Below are 19,562 nucleotides of genomic sequence, written 5' to 3' on the forward strand. Positions count from 1 at the left end.
GACGGAGGAGCAACTATGTATCAGACCACTTATCATCGCCCCTCTTCGATCGACGAAGCAGTCGCCCTAGTGTCTTCCAAGGGCAGCGAAGCGAAGTTCCTGGCCGGCGGGCACACGCTGCTTCCTGTGATGAAGCAGCGTCTTGCCGCCCCGTCCGACGTCATCGACATCGGCAAGATCAAGGAGTTGATCGGCATCGAGGCCTCCGCCGACACGCTGACGGTCAAGGCGGCGACGCCGCATTATGACGTCGCAACCTCCGACACGGCGCAGAAGGCGATCGCGGCACTCGCCTATCTGGCTTCGCTGATCGGCGATCCTGCCGTGCGCCACCGCGGCACCATCGGCGGCTCGCTCGCCAACAACGACCCGGCGGCGGACTACCCGGCGGCCGTGCTCTCGCTCGGCGCTACCGTGAAGACGAACAAGCGGTCGATCGCGGCCGACGACTTCTTCCAGGGACTGTTCACGACCGCGCTGGAGGACGGCGAGATCATCACCGAGGTCTCGTTCCCTATCCCCGAGAAGGCCGGCTATGCCAAGCTGCGTCATCCGGCGTCGCGCTTCGCGCTCACCGGCGTCTTCGTTACCAGGACCAAGGGCGGCGATGTGCGGGTGGCCGCGACCGGCGCTTCGCAGAGCGGCGTGATGCGCGTTGCCGCGATCGAAGCCGCACTCAAGGCGAACTGGTCCCCGTCGGCGCTCGACGGTGTCACCGTCTCTCCCGACGGCCTCCTGAGCGATATCCATGGCTCGGCCGATTACCGCGCCAACCTGGTGAAGGTGATGGCGCAGCGCGCCGTGCAGGCTGCGGGCTGAGGTCGCGGCGCGGCTGATTCCGCGTCACGGCACACGACATTCCATGCGGCGCGCAGCGATGCGCGCCGTTTTGCTTTGCGGGATACAGCGCGCCTGCCTTGGTGCTTGCCTTGGTTGCACTCACGCGGGACAATCGGACATCAGGAAACGCCACGTCGCGCGTGACGACGCTTGATCGAGACAGACAGCCACCACGCACTTGCAGCCTCCCGCAACGGTGAGGGGTGTAACTCGCCGCTGCCGCTTTCGTCCGATCCGCCGCCTCACGCGCTGAGACACTGCAGGAAACACAACGTGCTCGACACGACCGCACCGCAGACATCAGTTCGCGCCACCGGCCCGCTCGCCGGATATCGCATCGTCGAGTTCGCCGGCATCGGCCCCGGACCCTTCGCCTGCATGATGCTGGCCGACATGGGTGCCGATGTCGTCACGCTCGATCGCGTCGGCGCGCGCAAGGCCATGAAGTCGGTTGCCGGTCGCGGACGCAGGGTCGTCGAGATCGATCTGAAGGACAAGGCGGCGGTCGCCCAGGTGCTGGACCTGCTCGCCGGCGCCGACGCGCTGATCGAAGGTTTTCGTCCCGGCGTCATGGAGCGGCTGGGCTTAGGTCCAGACGTCGTCCTCGCACGCAACCCCAAACTGGTCTATGGCCGCATGACCGGCTGGGGCCAGGAGGGCCCGCTGGCGCAGGCCGCCGGCCACGACATCAACTACATCTCCATCACCGGCGCACTGGCCGCGATCGGCCCCAAGGAGCGGCCGGTGCCGCCGCTCAACCTGGTCGGCGATTTCGGCGGCGGCGCGCTCTATCTCGTGGTCGGCGTGCTCGCCGCCCTGCTCGAGGCCTCGAAGTCCGGCAAGGGCCAGGTGGTCGATGCCGCGATGTGCGATGGCGCGGCCTCGCTGATGTCGATGTTCTTCGACCTCACCGCAATGGGTCGCTGGACCGAAGGCCGCGAGCGCAACTTCCTCGACGGCGGGGCGCATTTCTACGGCGTTTACGAATGCGCCTGCGGCAACTTCATCTCGATCGGCTCGATCGAGCCGCAGTTCTATGCGCTGCTCCGCCAGCACGCGGAATTGTCCGACGCCAGCTATGATGCCCAGATGGACCCGAACGCTTGGCCGGACCTGCGCGAGAGGCTCGTCGCCATCTTCAAGAGCAAGACGCGCGACGAATGGTGCCAGATCATGGAAGGTACCGATATCTGCTTCGCCCCGGTGCTGACCATGTCGGAAGCGCCCAAGCATGCCCACATGGCGGCGCGCGGCGTGTTCGTCGACCGCCACGGCATCACCCAGCCCGCGCCTGCCCCGCGCTTTTCGCGCACCCGGTCCACCATCCGCGAACCCGAGGTGGCCGACATCGGGGCGGTGGTGAACGCGTGGCGGGAGGAACGGTGATTCGGCATTTCCGACCTGTCGGCGACCGACGCTAGATCAATATTCCGATGTCGTCCCGGCCCGGCGCGCCTTCGCGCGCGGAGGCGGGACGACACCTCTCAACTCGGCTTTCATCGCGCCAAGACCGGCAGACTCGGCATCACCGCTCGCCCAGCCCACCCCCGATAACAACCCATCACAAATCCCGCCTACCATGGCGGTCCGGATGACTGCCGAATCGGCCCGCTTGAACCGACCCGCGATAGTGTGGGAAGGAGGCGTCGCTGCGGCGCACAAGCACGACCGGCGGGACGAGACACGCGCGATGATACTTCAAGACATCAACACAACCGTGTTGCGAGAGGCGGTGCGGCCCAATATCTGGGACATCGTCGCGTTGATCATCGTGATCGGCGCCATGGTCCTGATCGTCTATGGCGGCGAACAGACCACGCTGCCGCTGTCCGCGCTGGACACCGCGCCGGTGTCGCTCGATCCATCGCACCTGCCGCTCTATGCGCTGCGGACCACGCTGCGCATGCTGTTCGCGATGCTGTGCTCGCTGATCTTCACCTTCGTCTACGCCGCGCTCGCCGCCAAGAGCCGGCGCGCCGAGATGGTGCTGATCCCGCTGCTGGACATCCTGCAGTCGGTGCCGATCCTGGGCTTTCTCACCTTCACGGTCGTGTTCTTCATGAACCTGTTCCCGGGCAAGGTGCTTGGGGCCGAGGCCGCTTGCGTGTTCGCGATCTTCACCAGCCAGGCCTGGAACATGACCTTCAGCATGTACCAGTCGATGCGCAACGAGCCGAAGGACCTGGACGAGGCCACGCGCAGTTTCCACCTGTCCGCCTGGCAGCGCTTCTGGCGCCTCGACGTGCCATTCGCGATGCCGGGCCTGATCTGGAATGCGATGATGTCGATGTCCGGCGGCTGGTTCTTCGTGGTGGCCTCCGAAGCCATCACGGTCGGCAACACCACGGTGACCCTGCCCGGCATCGGCTCCTATGTCGCGCTCGCGATCGCGCAGAAGAACCTCGTCGCGATCGGCTACGCGATCCTGACCATGCTCTTGGTCATCATTGCCTATGATCAGCTGCTGTTCCGGCCCATCGTGGCCTGGGCCGACAAGTTCCGCTTCGAGCAAACGGCCTCAGGCAATCCGCCGACCTCGTGGATGCTCGATCTTTTCCGGCGCACGCGCGCGTTGCGCGCGCTGACGATCCCCTTCGCCGCCGTGAACCGGTCGTTTTCCAATCTGCGGATCAACTGGCCGACGACCTTCAATGCGACGGTTCGCACCAGTCAGCCGTCGCGGCTGATCGACGCGCTGTGGCTCGCCGTGATCGTGATCGGCTGCGGCTATGCCGGCTGGAAAACCTATGCCTATCTCTCGGCAACGCTGGCCCTTGCGGATGTCGCCATATCAATCGGCTACGGCCTGATCACCCTGCTCCGCGTGGTGGTGCTGATCGCGCTGGCCTCGCTGATCTGGGTACCGGTCGGCGTCTGGATCGGGCTCCGGCCCAAACTCGCCGAACGCATGCAGCCTCTGGCGCAGTTCCTGGCGGCGTTTCCGGCCAACCTCGCTTTTCCGGTGGTGGTGGTGCTGATCGTGCGCCTCAAGCTCGATGCCAATGTCTGGCTGAGCCCGCTGATGATCTTAGGCACTCAGTGGTACATCCTGTTCAATGTGATCGCGGGCGCCAGCGCCTTCCCGACCGATCTGCGCGAAGCCGCGTCCAGCTTTCACCTCGGCGGTTGGCGCTGGTGGACGAAGGTCATCCTGCCCGGCATCTTCCCCTATTACATCACCGGCGCCGTCACCGCGTCCGGCGGCTCCTGGAACGCCTCGATCGTGGCGGAGGTCGCAAGCTGGGGCGACACCCATCTGACGGCAACGGGGCTCGGCGCCTATATCGCGACCGCGACCGAACAGGGCGACTTCCCGCGCGTCGTGCTCGGCATCGCCGTGATGTGCATCCTGGTGACCTTGTTCAACCGGCTCTTGTGGCGGCCGCTCTACGCGTTCGGCGAGCGCCGGCTGCGCCTTGGCTGAGGAGGAGGACTCTCATGCGCGACCAGATCAACCAGGCTTCGCTGATCGACATCAAGAGTGTCAGCCGACTGTTTCCCAAAGGCAGCGGCGAGGATCTCGTCGTGCTGGAGAAGGTCGACCTGACCATTCGCGCCGGTGAGATCGTCGGCCTGCTGGGCCGCTCCGGCTCGGGCAAGTCGACGCTGTTGCGGATCATCGCGGGCCTGGTCTCGCCGTCCTCGGGCGAAGTCAAATGCCGCGGCGAGACCATCTCAGGGCCTCCCAATGGGGTCGCCATGGTGTTCCAGTCGTTCGCGCTGTTCCCCTGGCTCACGGTGCTGCAGAACGTCGAACTCGGACTCGAGGCCCTCGGTATCGACAGCGCCGAACGGCGCAAGCGCGCGCTCGCCGCGATCGACCTCATCGGTCTCGACGGTTTCGAATCGGCATACCCCAAGGAATTGTCCGGCGGCATGCGCCAGCGCGTCGGCTTCGCCCGCGCACTGGTCGTGCATCCCGACCTCTTGCTGATGGACGAGCCGTTCTCCGCGCTCGACGTGCTGACCGCCGAGACGCTGCGCACCGACCTCGTGGACCTCTGGACCGACGGAAGGCTGCCGATCAAATCGGTCTTGATGGTGACGCACAACATCGAGGAAGCGGTGCTGATGTGCGACCGCATCCTCGTCTTCTCCTCGAATCCCGGCCGTGTCGCCGCCGAGTTCAAGGTCGATCTGCCCCATCCGCGCAACCGCCTCGATGCCGCCTTCCGCCAGCTGGTCGACAGTCTCTATGCCCGTATGACGCAGCGGCCGGAGCCGAAAGCGCCAACCATCGACGGCGCGCCGGGTGCGGGCGTCGGCATGGTGCTCAGCCACGTAGGGTCGAACTCGATCTCGGGTCTGATCGAGGCGCTCGCGGGCGAGCCCTATAATGGCCACGCCGACCTGCCGGTGCTGGCCGGGCATCTGCAGCTCGAGGTCGACGAGATCTTTCCGCTCGCCGAAGCGCTGCAGCTGTTGCGCTTCGCCCAGCTCAGCGAAGGCGACCTGACGCTGACCGAAGCCGGCAAGCGCTTCGCGCATCTGGAGACCGACGAGCGCAAGAAGCTGTTCGCCCAGCATCTGACCGAGAACGTCCCGCTGATCGGCCTGATCCGGCGCGTGCTCGACGACCGGCCGTCGCACACAGCGCCGGCCGCACGCTTCCGCGTCGAGCTTGAGGACTACATGTCCGAGCACTATGCCGACGAGACGTTGGAGACGATCATCTCCTGGGGACGTTATGCCGAGCTGTTCGCCTATGACGAGCAATCCGAAGCGTTCAGCCTGGAGAACCCGCACTGAGGCCGACAACATCAGCGATCGATTTTCAGAGTCGCCTTCATGTTGGGATGATAGCGACAATAGTAATCCACCGTCCCTGCCTTCTTCAGCAGCAGGCTCCCCGTCTTGTTCGGCGGCAGGACGACGTCGAAATTGCCATTGCGCGCCGTGGCGGTATGGACCAGCGCATCCTTGTTGATCCATTCAATGGTGTCGCCGACCTTGGCCGAGGCCATGGCCGGCGATATCTCGAGATTCTGCATCGAGATCTGGATGGTGGCCGCGCGCGCCGGAACGCTCGCGGCCGCCAGCATGAGCGCGCTCGACAGGGCAAGTCGTCCTATCCGCATGGCACCGTCCTACTTCAGATCGGCTTCGACATGCTCGGCATGCTGCTCGTGGCCTTGAAAGATCTTCAGGCCGGTCTGCAATAGGCTCTTCAGCTCGGCATTGCTGGCGGAGGGAATCAGCTGGGTTTCAAGCGCGTTGTTCACGGTCTTGTGGAAGGCGACTTCGTTGGCGATATACGCCTTGTCGAAATTCGCGCCCTTAAGCTTGGCGAGCTCGCTGCGTTTTTCGCCGGCCTGCTTGGACAGCGTGCGGCTGGTGTCGTTGTCTTCCGGGGTGACCTTCAGCTTTTTCACGAGGTCCAGCGCCTGCTTGTTGACGGCTTCGTGGTCGCGCACCATGCCTTCCGCGAACTCCTTCACCTCCTTGTTGCTGGACTTGTCCAAGGCTTGCTTCGCAGCTTTGATGTCGATCTCGCCTGCGGTGTACGCGATATGGGCGATCTGCGGATCGGTGAGCTTGGCGCCTTGCGAGAGCGCCGCGATACTCGACAGGCAGATCACGACGGCCGCCGCGCCGATACGGTTGAACATGGCTTCAATCTCCTGTAGCGCCGGACCTCGCGGCCGGCGGTAAATGGTTGCACAGGGATTGGATGAAGAACCGAGGCCGACGTTCCCGAAAAAGAATCAGATCGGAAAGCCGAGCCGTTTGAGCACCGCGTCGGTCAGCTTCTCGCAGCGCCGGCCGGCAAACGGAAAGGCGTCGAGGACGACGGGACCGATCTCCTTCTCGACGTTGTGCCGCAACAGCGAGCGGGCGCGGTGCAGGCGCGTCTTGACGGTCTCGGGCTTCAGCTCCAGCAGTGCGGCAGTCTCCTCGATGCTCATCTCCTCGATCACGCGGGCAATGAAGACCAGACGAAACGGCTGCGGCAACTCATCGATGGCGCGTTCGACGACGCCCTGGATCTGGCGCTGTGCCATGGATTTTTCCGGATCGTTCGATGCGGCGGGAAAGGGAATGATCTCGGCCTCAGGGGTGCGTTCCGCGGGCCTTTCCAGTTGCACGGTGGGCCGGCGCCCGCGCAGCCGCCCCATCGCTTCGTTCATGGCAATGCGTGTGAGCCAGGTCGAGAGGCTGGAATCGCCGCGAAAGCTCTCCAGATGCGTGAGCGCCCGGACATAGGTCTCCTGCACCACGTCCTCAGCTTCGGTATCGTTGCGCAGGATGCCGCGGGCGATCCGGAACAGGCGACGGTTGTTCGCCAGCAGGATGGCTCGGATGGCCGTCTCGTCGCGCGCCCTTGCCCGCCGGATCAGCTCATCCTCGCCGCCCGGCGCAGCGGATGGGGTCGTGGCCGTCGTCCAAGGCGTTGTCCAAGCCATTGTCGCTCACCCAAATTGAGGAACTCGTGACTTAGATGCAAGCCGGGCCCGGAAGTTCCCGAAAAAGGATGGCGCCGGCAACGCCTCTCACGATGCCGGCGCAAACGTATCCGCACGGGCCATCCGCCAGGCATCGCGATAACGCTGGTCTTCGGTGCCCCCGAGCAATTCACCCGGCTGCAATGCCGGATAGAGTTGTGCAAACGAGGAGACCTCAGTGGTCGAGGTCCGCTGCGAGAAGTGGATCGGCCGCAGGTCTTGCGGATGTTCGAGGCCGGCGGCAGCCAGCAGCTCGGCCAGCGCATGCAACGTCGCGTGGTGATAGTTGTAGACGCGCTCCAGCTTGTGCGGCACCACCAGCGCGCGGCTGCGGGTCGGATCCTGCGTGGCCACGCCGGTCGGGCAACGATCGGTGTGGCAGCTCAAGGACTGGATGCAGCCGAGCGCGAACATGAAACCGCGTGCGGAATTGCACCAGTCGGCACCGATCGACATCGCGCGCGCCATGTCGAAAGCGGTCGCAACCTTGCCGGAGGCGCCGATCTTGATGCGGTCGCGGATGTTGAGACCCACCAGCGCGTTATGGACGAAGTTGACGCCCTCGCGCATCGGCATGCCCAGATGGTCCATGAATTCGAGCGGCGCCGCACCGGTGCCGCCTTCATTGCCGTCGACTACGATGAAATCGGGATAGATGCCGGTCTCCAGCATCGCCTTGCAGATCGCCAGGAACTCCCAGGTATGACCGATGCAGAGCTTGAAGCCGGCCGGCTTGCCGCCGGACAGTTTTCGCATCTCGCCGATGAACTGCATCATGCCGATGGGCGTGGAGAAAGCGCGATGCGCTGGCGGGGAGATGCAATCCTCCCCCATCGCCACGCCGCGGATCTTGGAAATCTCCTCCGAAACCTTTGCCGCCGGCAGCACGCCACCATGACCGGGCTTGGCGCCCTGGCTGATCTTGAGCTCGACCATCTTGATCTGGTCCAGGCCGGCGACCCGCGCGAAGGCTTCCGGGTCGAACGCGCCGTCGCGACGGCGGCAGCCGAAATAGCCGGAGCCGATCTCCCAGATGATGTCGCCGCCCATCTCGGCGTGATAGGGGCTGAAGCCGCCCTCGCCCGTGTCATGGGCGAAGCCGCCCTTCTTGGCGCCACCGTTCAGCGCGCGCACCGCATTCGGGCTGAGCGCGCCGAAGCTCATCGCCGAGATGTTGAAGACAGACGCCGAATAGGGCTTGGTGCAATCCGGGCCGCCGATCTGAATCCGGAACTTCTCTTCCGCATGCGGCTTCGGCGCGACCGAATGGTGCAGCCATTCATAACCTTCGCGATAGACGTCCTCCTGGGTCCCGAACGGCCGCTTGTCGAGCGCCATCTTGGCGCGTTGATAGACCACGGCGCGGGTGTCGCGTGAGAACGGCATGCCGTCCTTCTCGCTCTCGAAGAAATACTGCCGCATCTCCGGGCGGATTTCCTCGAGCAGGAAACGCATATGGGCGGAGATCGGATAGTTCCGCAGCACTGCGTGGCTCCGCTGCACGAGATCGTGGATGCCGAGCAGGGTGAGCGCGCCGAAGATCAGGAGCGGAAGCAGGACCAGATCGAAGATCTTGCGATCGTAGAGCCCGAGCGCCAGCAGCAGCGCCGTGACCACCACGCAGATCGTCAGGACGATGAAGCGGGGCGAGAGCGGGAGCAGCAAGGTTTCCATGAAATCCCTCGGGGCCAATGTCGTCGGCAGGCGTCGGCGATGTCGCTTCTACGGGATGTAGCGGAGCAACGTTACCAAAGGACTAGGCTGGCCGGCAGCCTGTACCGACAGCGTGCCCGCAAGATTACGAGTTCCCGCAGCAATCATCTATCGCCCAACCGGCTAGTCTTTCGACTTAGCTGTTGCGGCGCAACGCCTCCAGTCACGACCTCCCGCCGCGTCTGTCGTCCTGATCACCTTCCGGTGAGCGGTGAGCTCATGGGCTTTCGGCAAACAGATCGGCATGCATTTCGCGCAATTGGCGCTTCAACAGCTTGCCGCTGGGGTTCTTCGGCAGCGCATCGACGAACACGACGCGCTTCGGGGTCTTGAACGACGCGAGCCGGCCCGAGACCTGCTTGAGGATGTCCTCCTCGGTCGGCCTGCAGCCGGACTTGGCCACGACCACCGCCACCACCGCCTCGACCCAGCGCGGATGCGGCAGGCCGACCACGGCGACCTCCGAAACCTCGGGGATCAGATACAGCGCCTCCTCGACCTCGCGACTCGCGACATTCTCGCCGCCGGTCTTGATCATGTCCTTCTTGCGGTCGACAATGGTGACGTAGCCTTCGTCGTCGATGGTGGCGAGATCGCCGGAGTGGAACCAGCCACCGGAGAAAGCTGCCGCGGTGCGCTCGTCATCGTGGAAATAGCCGAGCATCAGATGCGGCGAGCGATGCACGACCTCGCCGACCACCCCGGGGGGCACGTCATTCATCTGATCGTCGACCACCCGAGTCTCGACATTGAGCACGGCGCGCCCGCAGGAGCCGGGCTTGCGCAGCTGATCCTCTGGCCCGAGCATGGTGGCGAGCGGCGCGATCTCGGTCTGGCCGTAGAGATTCCACAGCCGCACGTCGGGCAGCCGCTGCGCGAGCTCGCGCAACACCTCGACCGGCATGATGGAGGCGCCGTAATAGCCCTTGCGCAACGACGACAGATCGGTGGTCTCGAACAGCGGCGAGCGCAGGATCGAAATCCACACCGTCGGCGGCGCGAAAAACGAGGTGATGCGATATTTCGCCATCAGCGGCAGCAGATTGTCCGGGGTCGGAAATGCGGTGATGATGTTGGTGCCGCCGACATAGATGGCCGGGCCGAAGAACACGTCGAGCTGCGCGCAGTGATAGAGCGGCAAGGCGTGCAGCGTGACGTCGTCGGCCGCGATGCCAGCGTCGACCACGCAGGAAACATACTGCCAGATCACGGCATCATGAGTCAGCATCGCGCCCTTGGGCAGCGACTCGGTGCCGGAGGTGTAGACGATCTGCGCGAGATCGCTCCCGTTGAGCTCGACATCCGGCACAGGGGCGGCAGATGCCGCGAGCGCGGCGAAATCGATCATGTCCGCCTGGCGCTCGCTTGGGCCTTCCGACGGCAGCCAGATCAACTGTTCGACCGCCGGCGCCAAATCCCTGGCAGCGCGCGCCAACGGCGCGAAGCCGCTATCGGTCGCAAGCAGGCGTGCGCCGGCATGCTTGAGGATGTAGGCGACTTCCTCCGGCTTGAGCATGAAGTTGATGGGGACCAGCACGGCACCGAGCCGAGCCAACGCAAAGCGCAGCGCGGCAAAAGCATGCGAGTTGCGGGCGAGGATGGCAATGCGTTCGCCCTTGCCGATGCCGCCTTCGGCGAGGCCAGCCGCGAGACGGTCGACGATGGCGTTGAATTCGGAATAGCTCCAGCTGACATCGCCGCAGATGACGGCCGTCTTCTGTGGCGTGCGCGCCGCGCTGCGCCGCAGGAGATCGCCGAGCGTTTGCCGCCGTATGATGGAATTCATGCATGTCCCCTGTCATCACGGGGGACGGCCGCGCGAGGCGCGATCAAATCCCCTCCCTGCTGCGCCGGGCCTTCGTGGGCCCGGTCCTTGCGGCTGAACCTCGCACAGCCGCTTCAAAACCTGCAAGGGAGGATATTGGCAGGAAAGGCGGCGCCCCGATTGCGTCGAGGCGCCGGTAAGCTGACGTATCAGCGCTCGACGAACGCCTTCTCGATCACGAAATGGCCGGGCGTGTTGCCGCTGCCTTCGACGAAGCCGCCGGACTCGAACATGCCCTTCAGCTCCTCCAGCATCGCCGGACTGCCGCACATCATGATGCGGTCCGTTTCGATGTTCAGCGGCGGCTGGCCGATATCCTTGAACAGCTGCTCGGAGGTGATCAGGTCGGTGATGCGGCCGCGATTGCGGAACGGCTCGCGGGTGACGGTCGGATAATACTGCAGCTTCTCCTCGAGCAGCGGCCCGAACAGTTCGTCCTCGCGCAGCTTGGCCACGACGGTCTCGCCATAGGCGAGCTCGGCGACTTGGCGGCAGCCATGCACCAGCACGATGTTGTCGAAGCGGTCGTAGACGTCCGGATCCTTGATCAGGCTGGCGAAGGGCGCAAGGCCGGTGCCGGTCGACAGGAGCAGCAGCCGGCTACCGGGCAAGAGATTGTCGGTGATCAGCGTGCCCGTCGCCTTGCGGCCGACCAGGATGGTGTCGCCTTCCTTGATCTTTTGCAGGCGGGAGGTCAGCGGACCGTCCTGGACCTTGATGCTGAAGAATTCGAGCTCTTCCTCGTGGTTGGCGCTGGCCATGCTGTAGGCGCGGAGCAGCGGCCTGCCCTCGACCTCGAGGCCAATCATCGCGAACTGGCCGTTCTGGAAGCGGAAACCGGAATCGCGGGTGGCTCGGAAGGAGAACAGGGTGTCCGTCCAGTGCTGGACGGAAAGAACTTTCTCTCGATAGAACGCGCTCATGATGTTTGTTTCTTCACGCAGGCTGATGTTGGAAGAAATGGGCTGCGCCGCAAAATGACTGCAACCCTCTGTAACTGCTGCAGATTTGTCGTCGCCTGATGTACACAAAACCGGCCGGAAATCAACCCGCTGCAATGCACAATCGATAGCCGGCAAATGCATGCCGGCCTATGCTCCCCAGCGGCTCCGGAGATTCATTCGTACACAAACGATCTTCGCAATTTACTTGTTGAAGCCCGATCTTCCCAGCACTTAAATTCCGCATCCTTGGCCAATCCTTGAGCAATGCTTAACCGCCCCCGGATCCTGATCGACGCTGTCAGGCGTTACTGCGCCGAGCACGGGATTGCGCTCGACATCCGGGCGGAGGGCTGGCTGCTCGTGCTCCATCGCGCCGGCCGGCGGAACCTGATCTTCGGCTACGACCTTGGCCTGAACAGTGCGGTGGCGCACCGATTGGCCAGCGACAAGGCGGCAACCGCGGACCTACTTAGCCTGTCCGGCCTGCCCGCGGTGCCTCATGCGTTCTTCATCGCACCAGCATTCGACGGGGACGCCGGGACTCCGTGGCGTTCGATGCTGGACTTGCTCGAAGCGCATCCCGCCGGGCTTGTCGTGAAACCCAACGAGGGCACGTCGGGACGCTTTGTGACGCACGTCCTGCGGCGGGACCAGCTGGTGGATGCCGTGACTGGCCTGTTTGCGGCCAACACGAACGTCGCGATCTCGCCCTTTCTCGACATCGAGGACGAGGTGCGCGTGGTGCAGCTCGATGGCTCGCCACTCCTGGTCTACCGCAAAGAGCGGCCAAGCGTGGTCGGCGACGGCGAACGAACGCTACTGGAGCTTGCGCTGGCGACGGTCGCGCCTTCAAAGGGGAAGGGGATGCTCGCGCGCTTGCGGGACGACTTCAGCGCGACCGCGCTTGCGGCCATCGTGCCGGCCGGCGAGCCGCGGCTGCTCAATTGGCGGCACAATCTCGAGGCGGGCGCCAAGCCTGTGCTCCTCGATGGCGACCCGGCGCGCGAGGCCTGCGTGATGCTGGCAGCGCAGGCCGCACAGGTGATCGGCATCCGCTTCGCCTCGATCGACGTGGTATATGCAGAAGGCCGCTGGCAGGTGCTGGAGATCAATTCCGGCGTGATGATGGAAGCCCTCGGCAGGCGATATCCCGACGCGGTCTATGCGGCGTATCGCGCTGCGCTGGATAAGGTGTTTGCGAGCTGACGACGGCCGATCGCGCGCTGTCCAACGGCCACTTCCGGAGGGTTTGCCAGTGCCTCCCCAATATGGGATGAGGCCATAAACAACAGCGCCGCATGTGTTCTCAACGACATCAAGTTGCGGCGCCGGAGCGCAGGGAGCGAAGCTTATGAGCAACACGACCAATCGCCAGATCCTTCTGGTCGAAAAGCCGAGCGGCAAGCTCGGCCCTGAGCATTTCCGCTTGGTCGAGGGCGCAATACCAGAGCCGAAGGACGGCGAGGCTTTGCTCCGCGTGCGCTACATCTCGCTCGATGCCGCCAACCGCGCCTGGATGCAGGGCGCGACCTATCGGTCCGCAGTGGAGGCGAACAGCGTCATGGCGGGCGGCGCGGTCGCCGAAGTTATCTCGTCCAAGGCGCCCGGCCTTGCTGCCGGCGACATCGTATTCGGCGACACCGGTTGGCAGGATTATGCAGTCGTATCAGCGAAGCACCTCGTCAAACTGCCGAAGATCGAGCCGCTGACCCATCTGCTCAGCGTCTACGGCATCGCCGGCCTGACCGCCTATTTCGGCCTGCTGGAGATCGGCAGGCCGAAGGCCGGAGACACCGTGGTGGTCTCCGCCGCCGCCGGCTCGGTGGGTTCGATCGTCGGGCAGATCGCCAAGATCAAGGGCTGCCGCGTGATCGGCATTGCCGGCGGCAAGGACAAATGCAGTTGGCTGACATCCGAGCTCGGCTTCGATGCTGCGGTCGACTACAAAGAGGGCGCTGTGTTCAAGGCGCTGAAGGCGGCGGCACCTGACGGCGTCGACGTCTATTTCGACAATGTCGGCGGCGATATTCTCGAAGCCTGCCTGCCGCTGATGAAGAATTACGGCCGGATCGCCTGCTGTGGGGCCGTCTCGCAATATGACCAGGCTCCCTCGGCGCACGGCCCGCGCGGCGTGCCCGGGCTGATCGTGGTGAAGCGGCTGGTGATGCAGGGCTTCATCGTGACCGACTTCATGGACCGCCGCGACCAGGCGATCGCCGACCTGCAGAGCTGGGTGGCCTCGGGCCGGCTGAAGGTGCAGGAAGACGTCATCGACGGACTGGAGAACACGCCGAAAGCGCTGATCGGCCTGTTGGCCGGCGAGAACCGCGGCAAGCGCATGGTCCGGGTCTAACTCGCCTCTCTCCTCCCCGATCGCAAATTCCGCTGGCGCGTTCCGCGCCGGCGGATTAGTCTCACCCAAAATAAACAGTATACTGTCAATTGGGAGGAGAGGCGCGTGCGTATTGCCGTGCTCGGCGGTGGCCCTGGCGGGCTCTATTTCGCTTATCTGTGGAAGAAGCGTCATCCGGACGCCGAGGTCGATCTGTTCGAGCAGAACCCGGCGGATGCGACCTGGGGCTTCGGCGTGGTGTTCTCGGAACAGGCGCTCGAATTCCTGCGCGCCGACGATCCGGACACCGTGGACGCGATCGCGCCGCGCATGGAGAGCTGGCGCAACATCACGCTGAATTTGCGCGGGCAAAGCGTCGAGATCGACGGCGTCGGCTTCTCCGCGATCGGCCGGCTGGACCTGCTCCGACTGCTGCAGGCGCGCGCGGAAAGCGTCGGCGTTGCCCCGCGCTACGGCACCCAGCTGCAGTCCTTGGATCAGCTGGCAGGCTACGACCTGATCGTCGCCGCCGACGGGCTGAACTCGCTGGCACGCCGGACCTACGAAGGCGATTTCGGCTTCTCGATCTCCCATTCCAGCAACAAGTTCGCCTGGTACGGCACCAGCAAGACCTTCCCGACACTGTCGCAGACTTTCGTCGCAACCAAGCGCGGCTTCTTCAACGCTCATCACTACCGCTATTCGCCCGAGATGAGCACGTTCCTGGTCGAATGCGACCGGGCGACATGGCAGGCCTATGGCTTCGCCGAGATGTCGATCGAGGACTCGAAGGCGATCTGCGAAGAGGTCTTCGCTGCCACGCTGGACGGCCATCCCCTGGTCTCGAACCGCTCGGTGTGGCGCAACTTTCCCTGGGTCTGGAACGAGCATTGGTGGCATCGCAATGTCGTGCTGATCGGCGATGCCTTGCACACGGCGCATTTCTCGATCGGTTCCGGCACACGGCTGGCGATCGAGGACGCGATCGCATTGCTCAAAGCGCTGGAGGCCGAACGGCGCATCCAGGACGGGCTGGCGCGCTACCAAGCGGAACGGCAGCCGATCGTGAAGAAGCTGGTGACGGCGGCGCGCACCAGCGCCGATTGGTATGAGAAATTCCCCGAGCATATGAAACTCGATCTGCTGGATTTCGCCTACAGTTACATCACCCGCTCGGGCCGGATCGACGACGCACGTCTGCGTGCAATGTCGCCGCAGTTCATGGCGCGCTATGAGGGATCGCGCGGCAAGGGAGGACGATCATGAGCAACGAGATCGTCGATCAGGTCCCTTGCGACAGCTCGGGCGCGCGCGAGATCGGTTTCGCGATCCCTTCGCGCTACAACGCCAGCCGCATCCTGTTCGACAACCTCAGGAAGGGACGCGGCGACCATCCGGCGCTGATCGGCCCCGCAGGTTCGCGCAGCTATGCGGAGCTCTGCGCGGAGGCCTGCCGCTGGGGCAACGGCTTTGCCTCGCTCGGGCTGGCGCGCGGCGATCGCATCCTGTTGTTTCTTGACGACACGCCGGCCTATCCAGCCGCGTTCTTCGGCGCGGTGCGCGCCGGCTTCGTGCCGCTGCTGATCAACACGCTGACGCCGCCGGATCTGTTGCAGTTTTATCTTGCCGATTCCGGCGCGAAGGTCGCCGTCGCCGATGCGGAATTCGCGGCGCGGTTCGACGCCCAAGCCTGCGCGAATACGAGCCTGCGCACGCTCGTCGTGGTCAATGGCGAGGTCGGTCGCAACGCAGCGCCGGAGGCGTTGAGCGCCGCGCATTGGCTGGCCGGCTTCCCGGTCGAACTCGCCGAGGCCGAGACCGACCGCAACGAGATGGCGTTCTGGATGTATTCGTCCGGCTCGACCGGACGGCCCAAGGGAATCGTCCATCTGCAGCACGACATGGCCTATAGCGATCAGGCCTTTGCGAAGAATGTGCTGCGACTCAAGCCCGACGACATCTGCTTCTCGGTGCCGAAGATCTTCTTCGCCTATGGCTTCGGCAATTCCATCACCTTCCCGTTCTCGGCGGGGGCGACGACGTTGCTGCTGCCGGGCCAGCCGAAGCCGGCGGCGATCTTCGAGGCGATCGGGCGTTTTCGCCCGACCGTATTCTTCGGCCTGCCGACGCTCTACACCGCACTGACCAAAGCCGATGGCGCAAGAGCCACCGACTTCTCCCCGCTACGCATGGCGATCTCCGCCGCGGAGGTGCTGTCAGCGGAGGTTTTCGACGGCTGGAAGAAGCTGACGGGATTAGAGATCATCGAGGGGCTCGGCTCGACCGAAGTGCTGCACATCTACCTTTCCAATCGCGAGGACCGCAAGAAGCTCGGCGCAGCGGGCTTGCGTGTGCCGGGTTATGAGATCGCGCTGCGCGACAGCGACGGCCGCGAGGTCGGCACCGGTGAGGAAGGCATTCTGTGGGTGCGCGGCGATTCCAATACCCCGCTCTATTGGAATCGTCCGGACAAGACAACGGAGACCATCCGCGAGGAGGGGTGGATTTACACCGGCGACCGCTTCACGCGCGACGCGGACGGTTTTCATTTCTTCCGCGGCCGCGCCGATGACCTGGTCAAGATCTCCGGCCAATGGGTCTATCCGCTCGAGGTCGAATTATGCCTGATCGAGCACCCCGAGGTGCGCGAGTGCGCCGTGTTCGCGCATGAGCTGCCGGACCGCCGCATGAGCCTGAAGGCCGTGGTGGTGATCAACGGGGCAAACTACGACGAACGGAAGACGACCAAGCGGCTACAGGATCATGTGAAGGCAACGCTGTTGCCCTACAAATATCCGCGCGAGATCGTGTTCGTCGATGAGCTGCCGAAGACCGGAACCGGCAAGATCGATCGCCAGGCGGTGATGCGGATGTGAGCCTAGAGCATGATCCGGAAAAGGGGGGAACCGGCTTTCCCTCGCGACAAACGCCATAGGCGTTTGCGCGGAGATCATGCTCAAGCAAAAGATGAGATCATGATGCGCTTCCTTACTAATCGCATCATGATCTCAGATCTCGCCACGCATTCGGTCGTCATTGCGAGCGAAGCGAAGCAATCCAGAATTACGCCAAGACTCTGGATTGCTTCGTCGCTTCGCTCCTCGCAATGACGGATTCATCGAGCTCTTTTGTGGGACCGAGACGAAAGCGAGCAGGCGTATCTCTCTCAACCCGCCTTTCCCAACCGCTCCAACGCGTCCTCGGCGCGCAGCGGCACGCGCGAGGCCTCGTTGTTGAGATCGACGAGTTGCGACAGCAGCGCCAGCAGGGTCTTGCGGTCGGCCGGCTTGAGCGGCGCCAGCATGCGCGCCTGCGCGCGGTTCACCGATGACATGACGTTGCGCAACAGCGCTGCGCCGGCCTTCGTGATGGCGAGCAGCTTGACCCGCTTGTCCCCGGGCGACGCCTCGCGCGCGATATAATCCTTCGCTTCCAGCCGCTCGATCACGCTGCCCAGCGTGGACCGATCGAAGGCGATCACGGCCGACAGCCTGGTGGCATCGATGCCGGGATGGGTCTGGATCGCGACCAGCGCGGCATACTGCACCGGCGTGAGGTCGAACGCCTTGCATTCCTCCATGAAGATCGAGACCGCGATCTGCTGCATGCGCCGAAACAGATAACCCGGCTTGCCGTAGACCGCGTCCATCGTGATGTCAGGCGGCTTACTCGGCATCGCGCTGGCGCTCCGGGGCGGCATCGGCGAAGGCCGGCAGCGCCTTTGCCGCGGCCTCCGCCTGCAACAGCCGCGGGAAAGCGGCGACATCGACGCCGAAACGCCGGGCGTTGCCGAGCTGGGGCACGAGGCAGAGATCGGCCAGCGTCGGCGCAACACCAAAACAGAACGGTCCCGGCTCGTGCTTGATCAAGGCTTCGCAGGCGGCGAGCCCTTCCCGATTGACCCAGCCGGCCCAGGCCGTGACCTTATCCTCGGGCAGGCCGAGCTCACGCAGCCGCGCCAGCACCTTCAGGTTCTGCACCGGATGCGTGTCGCAGGCGAGCACCTGCGCGAAGGCCCGCACCCTGGCACGGGTGAGCGGATCCTTCGGCAACAGCGGCGGCACGGGATGGGTCTCGTCGAGCCATTCGATGATGGCCAGCGACTGGATCAGCACGGCGCCGCCGTCGCCTTCCAGCGTCGGGACGAAGCCTTGCGGGTTGAGCTTCAGATAATCAGGCGCGCGTTGTTCGCCCTTGCGAAGGTGATGCGGCAGATGCTCGGCGGTGAGCCCTTTGAGGTTCAGCGCGATCCTGACCCGATAGGACGCACTGCTGCGGAAATAGCCGTGCAGCTTCATCGTGATCCTCCCTTGAACGCTGTCATTATGCCCGCAATTGACGCTCGTGAAATCGTCAGTATACTGTCAATCAACAACAAGGTCACGGGAGGCGCTCATGGCAGCCATTTCGACGCCCGAACGCGAGGCGTTCTACAAGAAGATCGACGGCCAGAACCTTACCGCATTGTGGACCGTGATGAGCGACCTCATCACGCCGGAACCGAAGAGCGGGTGCCGTCCGCATCTGTGGCAGTTTGCAGCCATCCGCGACTACATGGTGGAGGCCGGCCGGCTGATCACGGCGAAGGAGGCCGAGCGGCGCGTGCTGATCCTGGAGAATCCGGGCCTGCGCGGTCAATCCAAGGTCACCACCTCGCTCTATGCTGGAATCCAGATGGTGATCCCCGGCGACATCGCGCCGGCGCATCGGCACAGCCAATCAGCGCTGCGCTTCGTGCTCGAAGGCAAAGGCGCTTTCACCACGGTCGACGGCGAGCGCACCCTGATGCAGCCCGGCGATTTCGTCATTACGCCGTCGATGACTTGGCACGATCACGGCAACGAGACCTCCGAGCCGATGTTCTGGCTCGATGGGCTCGACATCCCGCTGGTGCAGTTCCTGGACGCCTCCTTTGCGGAAGGATCGAAGGAGGATCAGCAGAAGGTCGCCCGTCCCAGCGGCGACAGCTTCGCCCGCTACGGCCACAATCTGCTGCCGGTCGATGCCAAGGCGAGATCCAGGACCTCGCCGATCTTCAGCTATCCCTATTCCTACACCCGCGAGGCCCTGGAACAGGCGAAGCGGCGCGACGAATGGGACGCCTGCCACGGGCTGAAGCTGAAATTCTCCAACCCCGAGACCGGCGATTTCGCGATGCCGACCATCGGCACTTTCATTCAGCTGCTGCCGAAGGGCTTCAAGACGGCGCGCTATCGGTCAACAGATGCGACCGTGTTCACGGCGGTCGAAGGCCGGGGTCGCACGCGGATCGGCGAGCAGACATTCGAGTGGGGCCCGCGCGATCTATTCGTGGTGCCGAGCTGGCAGTGGGTCACACACGAGGCCGACGAAGACGCGGTGCTGTTCTCGTTCTCGGACCGGCCGGTGCAGCAGAAGCTCGACCTGTTCCGGGAAGACCGGGGGAATGCTTGAACGCTTTCTGCTTCGTCATGGCCGGGCTTGAC

17 protein-coding genes are annotated in these 19,562 nt (G+C 64.2%); 9 read left to right on the forward strand and 8 right to left on the reverse strand.

What is annotated here, in order from left to right:
* Window positions 1-15 precede the first annotated feature (15 nt).
* From QX034_RS10740 to QX034_RS10755, 4 genes are all read left to right on the forward strand, one after another.
* Window positions 16-819, forward strand: a complete 804-nt coding sequence (locus QX034_RS10740; RefSeq protein ID WP_315702603.1) for a xanthine dehydrogenase family protein subunit M — start codon at window positions 16-18, stop codon at window positions 817-819.
* Window positions 820-1,113: 294 nt separating this feature from the next.
* Complete coding sequence (locus QX034_RS10745) at window positions 1,114-2,226, forward strand: CaiB/BaiF CoA-transferase family protein (RefSeq protein WP_316185467.1); 1,113 nt, start codon at window positions 1,114-1,116, stop codon at window positions 2,224-2,226.
* Window positions 2,227-2,530: 304 nt separating this feature from the next.
* Window positions 2,531-4,264, forward strand: a complete 1,734-nt coding sequence (locus QX034_RS10750) for an ABC transporter permease subunit (RefSeq protein WP_315702601.1) — start codon at window positions 2,531-2,533, stop codon at window positions 4,262-4,264.
* 14 nt (window positions 4,265-4,278) lie between these two features.
* Window positions 4,279-5,589, forward strand: a complete 1,311-nt coding sequence (locus QX034_RS10755; RefSeq protein ID WP_315702600.1) for a nitrate/sulfonate/bicarbonate ABC transporter ATP-binding protein — start codon at window positions 4,279-4,281, stop codon at window positions 5,587-5,589.
* An 11-nt stretch (window positions 5,590-5,600) separates the two neighbouring features.
* Here the strand turns inward: QX034_RS10755 and QX034_RS10760 are convergent, their stop codons facing one another.
* The 6 genes from QX034_RS10760 to QX034_RS10785 all read right to left on the reverse strand — a co-directional run bounded on the left by QX034_RS10760 (window position 5,601) and on the right by QX034_RS10785 (window position 11,744).
* Window positions 5,601-5,918: a cupredoxin family copper-binding protein gene (locus QX034_RS10760; protein WP_315702599.1), complete on the reverse strand. Its 318-nt coding sequence runs from the start codon at window positions 5,916-5,918 to the stop codon at window positions 5,601-5,603.
* Between the two features lie 9 nt (window positions 5,919-5,927).
* Window positions 5,928-6,449: a DUF4142 domain-containing protein gene (locus QX034_RS10765; protein ID WP_315702598.1), complete on the reverse strand. Its 522-nt coding sequence runs from the start codon at window positions 6,447-6,449 to the stop codon at window positions 5,928-5,930.
* Between the two features lie 96 nt (window positions 6,450-6,545).
* Window positions 6,546-7,244: an RNA polymerase sigma factor gene (locus tag QX034_RS10770; protein ID WP_315728168.1), complete on the reverse strand. Its 699-nt coding sequence runs from the start codon at window positions 7,242-7,244 to the stop codon at window positions 6,546-6,548.
* A gap of 87 nt (window positions 7,245-7,331) precedes the next feature.
* Window positions 7,332-8,957 carry an FMN-binding glutamate synthase family protein gene (locus QX034_RS10775; RefSeq protein ID WP_315702596.1) on the reverse strand — a complete coding sequence of 542 codons (1,626 nt, stop codon included), beginning with the start codon at window positions 8,955-8,957 and terminating at the stop codon, window positions 7,332-7,334.
* 256 nt (window positions 8,958-9,213) lie between these two features.
* Entirely contained in the window at window positions 9,214-10,782 is a 1,569-nt protein-coding gene (locus QX034_RS10780; protein ID WP_315728166.1) for an acyl-CoA synthetase, read from the reverse strand.
* A gap of 188 nt (window positions 10,783-10,970) precedes the next feature.
* Complete coding sequence (locus QX034_RS10785) at window positions 10,971-11,744, reverse strand: ferredoxin--NADP reductase (RefSeq protein WP_315702594.1); 774 nt, start codon at window positions 11,742-11,744, stop codon at window positions 10,971-10,973.
* Window positions 11,745-12,029: 285 nt separating this feature from the next.
* Between QX034_RS10785 and QX034_RS10790 the strand changes: the two genes are divergently transcribed.
* The 4 genes from QX034_RS10790 (at window position 12,030) to QX034_RS10805 (ending at window position 16,973) form a co-directional block, all read left to right on the forward strand.
* Window positions 12,030-12,971: a RimK-like protein gene (locus QX034_RS10790; protein WP_316195372.1), complete on the forward strand. Its 942-nt coding sequence runs from the start codon at window positions 12,030-12,032 to the stop codon at window positions 12,969-12,971.
* Window positions 12,972-13,116: 145 nt separating this feature from the next.
* Window positions 13,117-14,118: an NADP-dependent oxidoreductase gene (locus QX034_RS10795; protein ID WP_315702592.1), complete on the forward strand. Its 1,002-nt coding sequence runs from the start codon at window positions 13,117-13,119 to the stop codon at window positions 14,116-14,118.
* Window positions 14,119-14,223: 105 nt separating this feature from the next.
* Window positions 14,224-15,363, forward strand: coding sequence for an FAD-dependent monooxygenase (locus QX034_RS10800; protein ID WP_315769402.1), 1,140 nt, complete (start codon window positions 14,224-14,226; stop codon window positions 15,361-15,363).
* On the forward strand, window positions 15,360-16,973 hold the full coding sequence (locus QX034_RS10805; protein ID WP_315744122.1) for a benzoate-CoA ligase family protein: 1,614 nt from the start codon (window positions 15,360-15,362) through the stop codon (window positions 16,971-16,973). Before QX034_RS10800 ends, QX034_RS10805 begins: the two co-directional genes overlap by 4 nt.
* Before the next feature lie 290 nt (window positions 16,974-17,263).
* Here QX034_RS10805 and QX034_RS10810 read toward each other — a convergent pair whose 3' ends face one another.
* Window positions 17,264-17,773: a MarR family transcriptional regulator gene (locus QX034_RS10810; protein WP_315744120.1), complete on the reverse strand. Its 510-nt coding sequence runs from the start codon at window positions 17,771-17,773 to the stop codon at window positions 17,264-17,266.
* Window positions 17,763-18,395, reverse strand: a complete 633-nt coding sequence (gene maiA, locus QX034_RS10815; RefSeq protein ID WP_315807222.1) for a maleylacetoacetate isomerase — start codon at window positions 18,393-18,395, stop codon at window positions 17,763-17,765. Before maiA ends, QX034_RS10810 begins: the two co-directional genes overlap by 11 nt.
* Before the next feature lie 97 nt (window positions 18,396-18,492).
* On the opposite strand from maiA, the gene gtdA reads away from it, so the two are divergent.
* A complete protein-coding gene (gtdA, locus tag QX034_RS10820) occupies window positions 18,493-19,530 on the forward strand; it encodes a gentisate 1,2-dioxygenase (RefSeq protein ID WP_315702587.1) in 1,038 nt (345 codons plus the stop codon).
* Window positions 19,531-19,562 lie beyond the last annotated feature (32 nt).

This window comes from Bradyrhizobium sp. SZCCHNR3119 (assembly GCF_032487775.1).
GTDB lineage: Bacteria > Pseudomonadota > Alphaproteobacteria > Rhizobiales > Xanthobacteraceae > Bradyrhizobium.

Excerpts from the sequence above, each read along its gene's own strand:
- QX034_RS10740 (WP_315702603.1), top strand. The coding sequence starts at position 16 with ATGTATCAGACCACTTATCATCGCCCCTCTTCGATCGACGAAGCAGTC.
- QX034_RS10750 (WP_315702601.1), top strand. The coding sequence starts at position 2,531 with ATGATACTTCAAGACATCAACACAACCGTGTTGCGAGAGGCGGTGCGG.
- QX034_RS10755 (WP_315702600.1), top strand. The coding sequence starts at position 4,279 with ATGCGCGACCAGATCAACCAGGCTTCGCTGATCGACATCAAGAGTGTC.
- QX034_RS10760 (WP_315702599.1), bottom strand. The coding sequence starts at position 5,918 with ATGCGGATAGGACGACTTGCCCTGTCGAGCGCGCTCATGCTGGCGGCC.
- QX034_RS10765 (WP_315702598.1), bottom strand. The coding sequence starts at position 6,449 with ATGTTCAACCGTATCGGCGCGGCGGCCGTCGTGATCTGCCTGTCGAGT.
- QX034_RS10770 (WP_315728168.1), bottom strand. The coding sequence starts at position 7,244 with ATGGCTTGGACAACGCCTTGGACGACGGCCACGACCCCATCCGCTGCG.
- QX034_RS10775 (WP_315702596.1), bottom strand. The coding sequence starts at position 8,957 with ATGGAAACCTTGCTGCTCCCGCTCTCGCCCCGCTTCATCGTCCTGACG.
- QX034_RS10780 (WP_315728166.1), bottom strand. The coding sequence starts at position 10,782 with ATGAATTCCATCATACGGCGGCAAACGCTCGGCGATCTCCTGCGGCGC.
- QX034_RS10785 (WP_315702594.1), bottom strand. The coding sequence starts at position 11,744 with ATGAGCGCGTTCTATCGAGAGAAAGTTCTTTCCGTCCAGCACTGGACG.
- QX034_RS10790 (WP_316195372.1), top strand. The coding sequence starts at position 12,030 with ATGCTTAACCGCCCCCGGATCCTGATCGACGCTGTCAGGCGTTACTGC.
- QX034_RS10795 (WP_315702592.1), top strand. The coding sequence starts at position 13,117 with ATGAGCAACACGACCAATCGCCAGATCCTTCTGGTCGAAAAGCCGAGC.
- QX034_RS10805 (WP_315744122.1), top strand. The coding sequence starts at position 15,360 with ATGAGCAACGAGATCGTCGATCAGGTCCCTTGCGACAGCTCGGGCGCG.
- QX034_RS10810 (WP_315744120.1), bottom strand. The coding sequence starts at position 17,773 with ATGCCGAGTAAGCCGCCTGACATCACGATGGACGCGGTCTACGGCAAG.
- maiA (WP_315807222.1), bottom strand. The coding sequence starts at position 18,395 with ATGAAGCTGCACGGCTATTTCCGCAGCAGTGCGTCCTATCGGGTCAGG.
- gtdA (WP_315702587.1), top strand. The coding sequence starts at position 18,493 with ATGGCAGCCATTTCGACGCCCGAACGCGAGGCGTTCTACAAGAAGATC.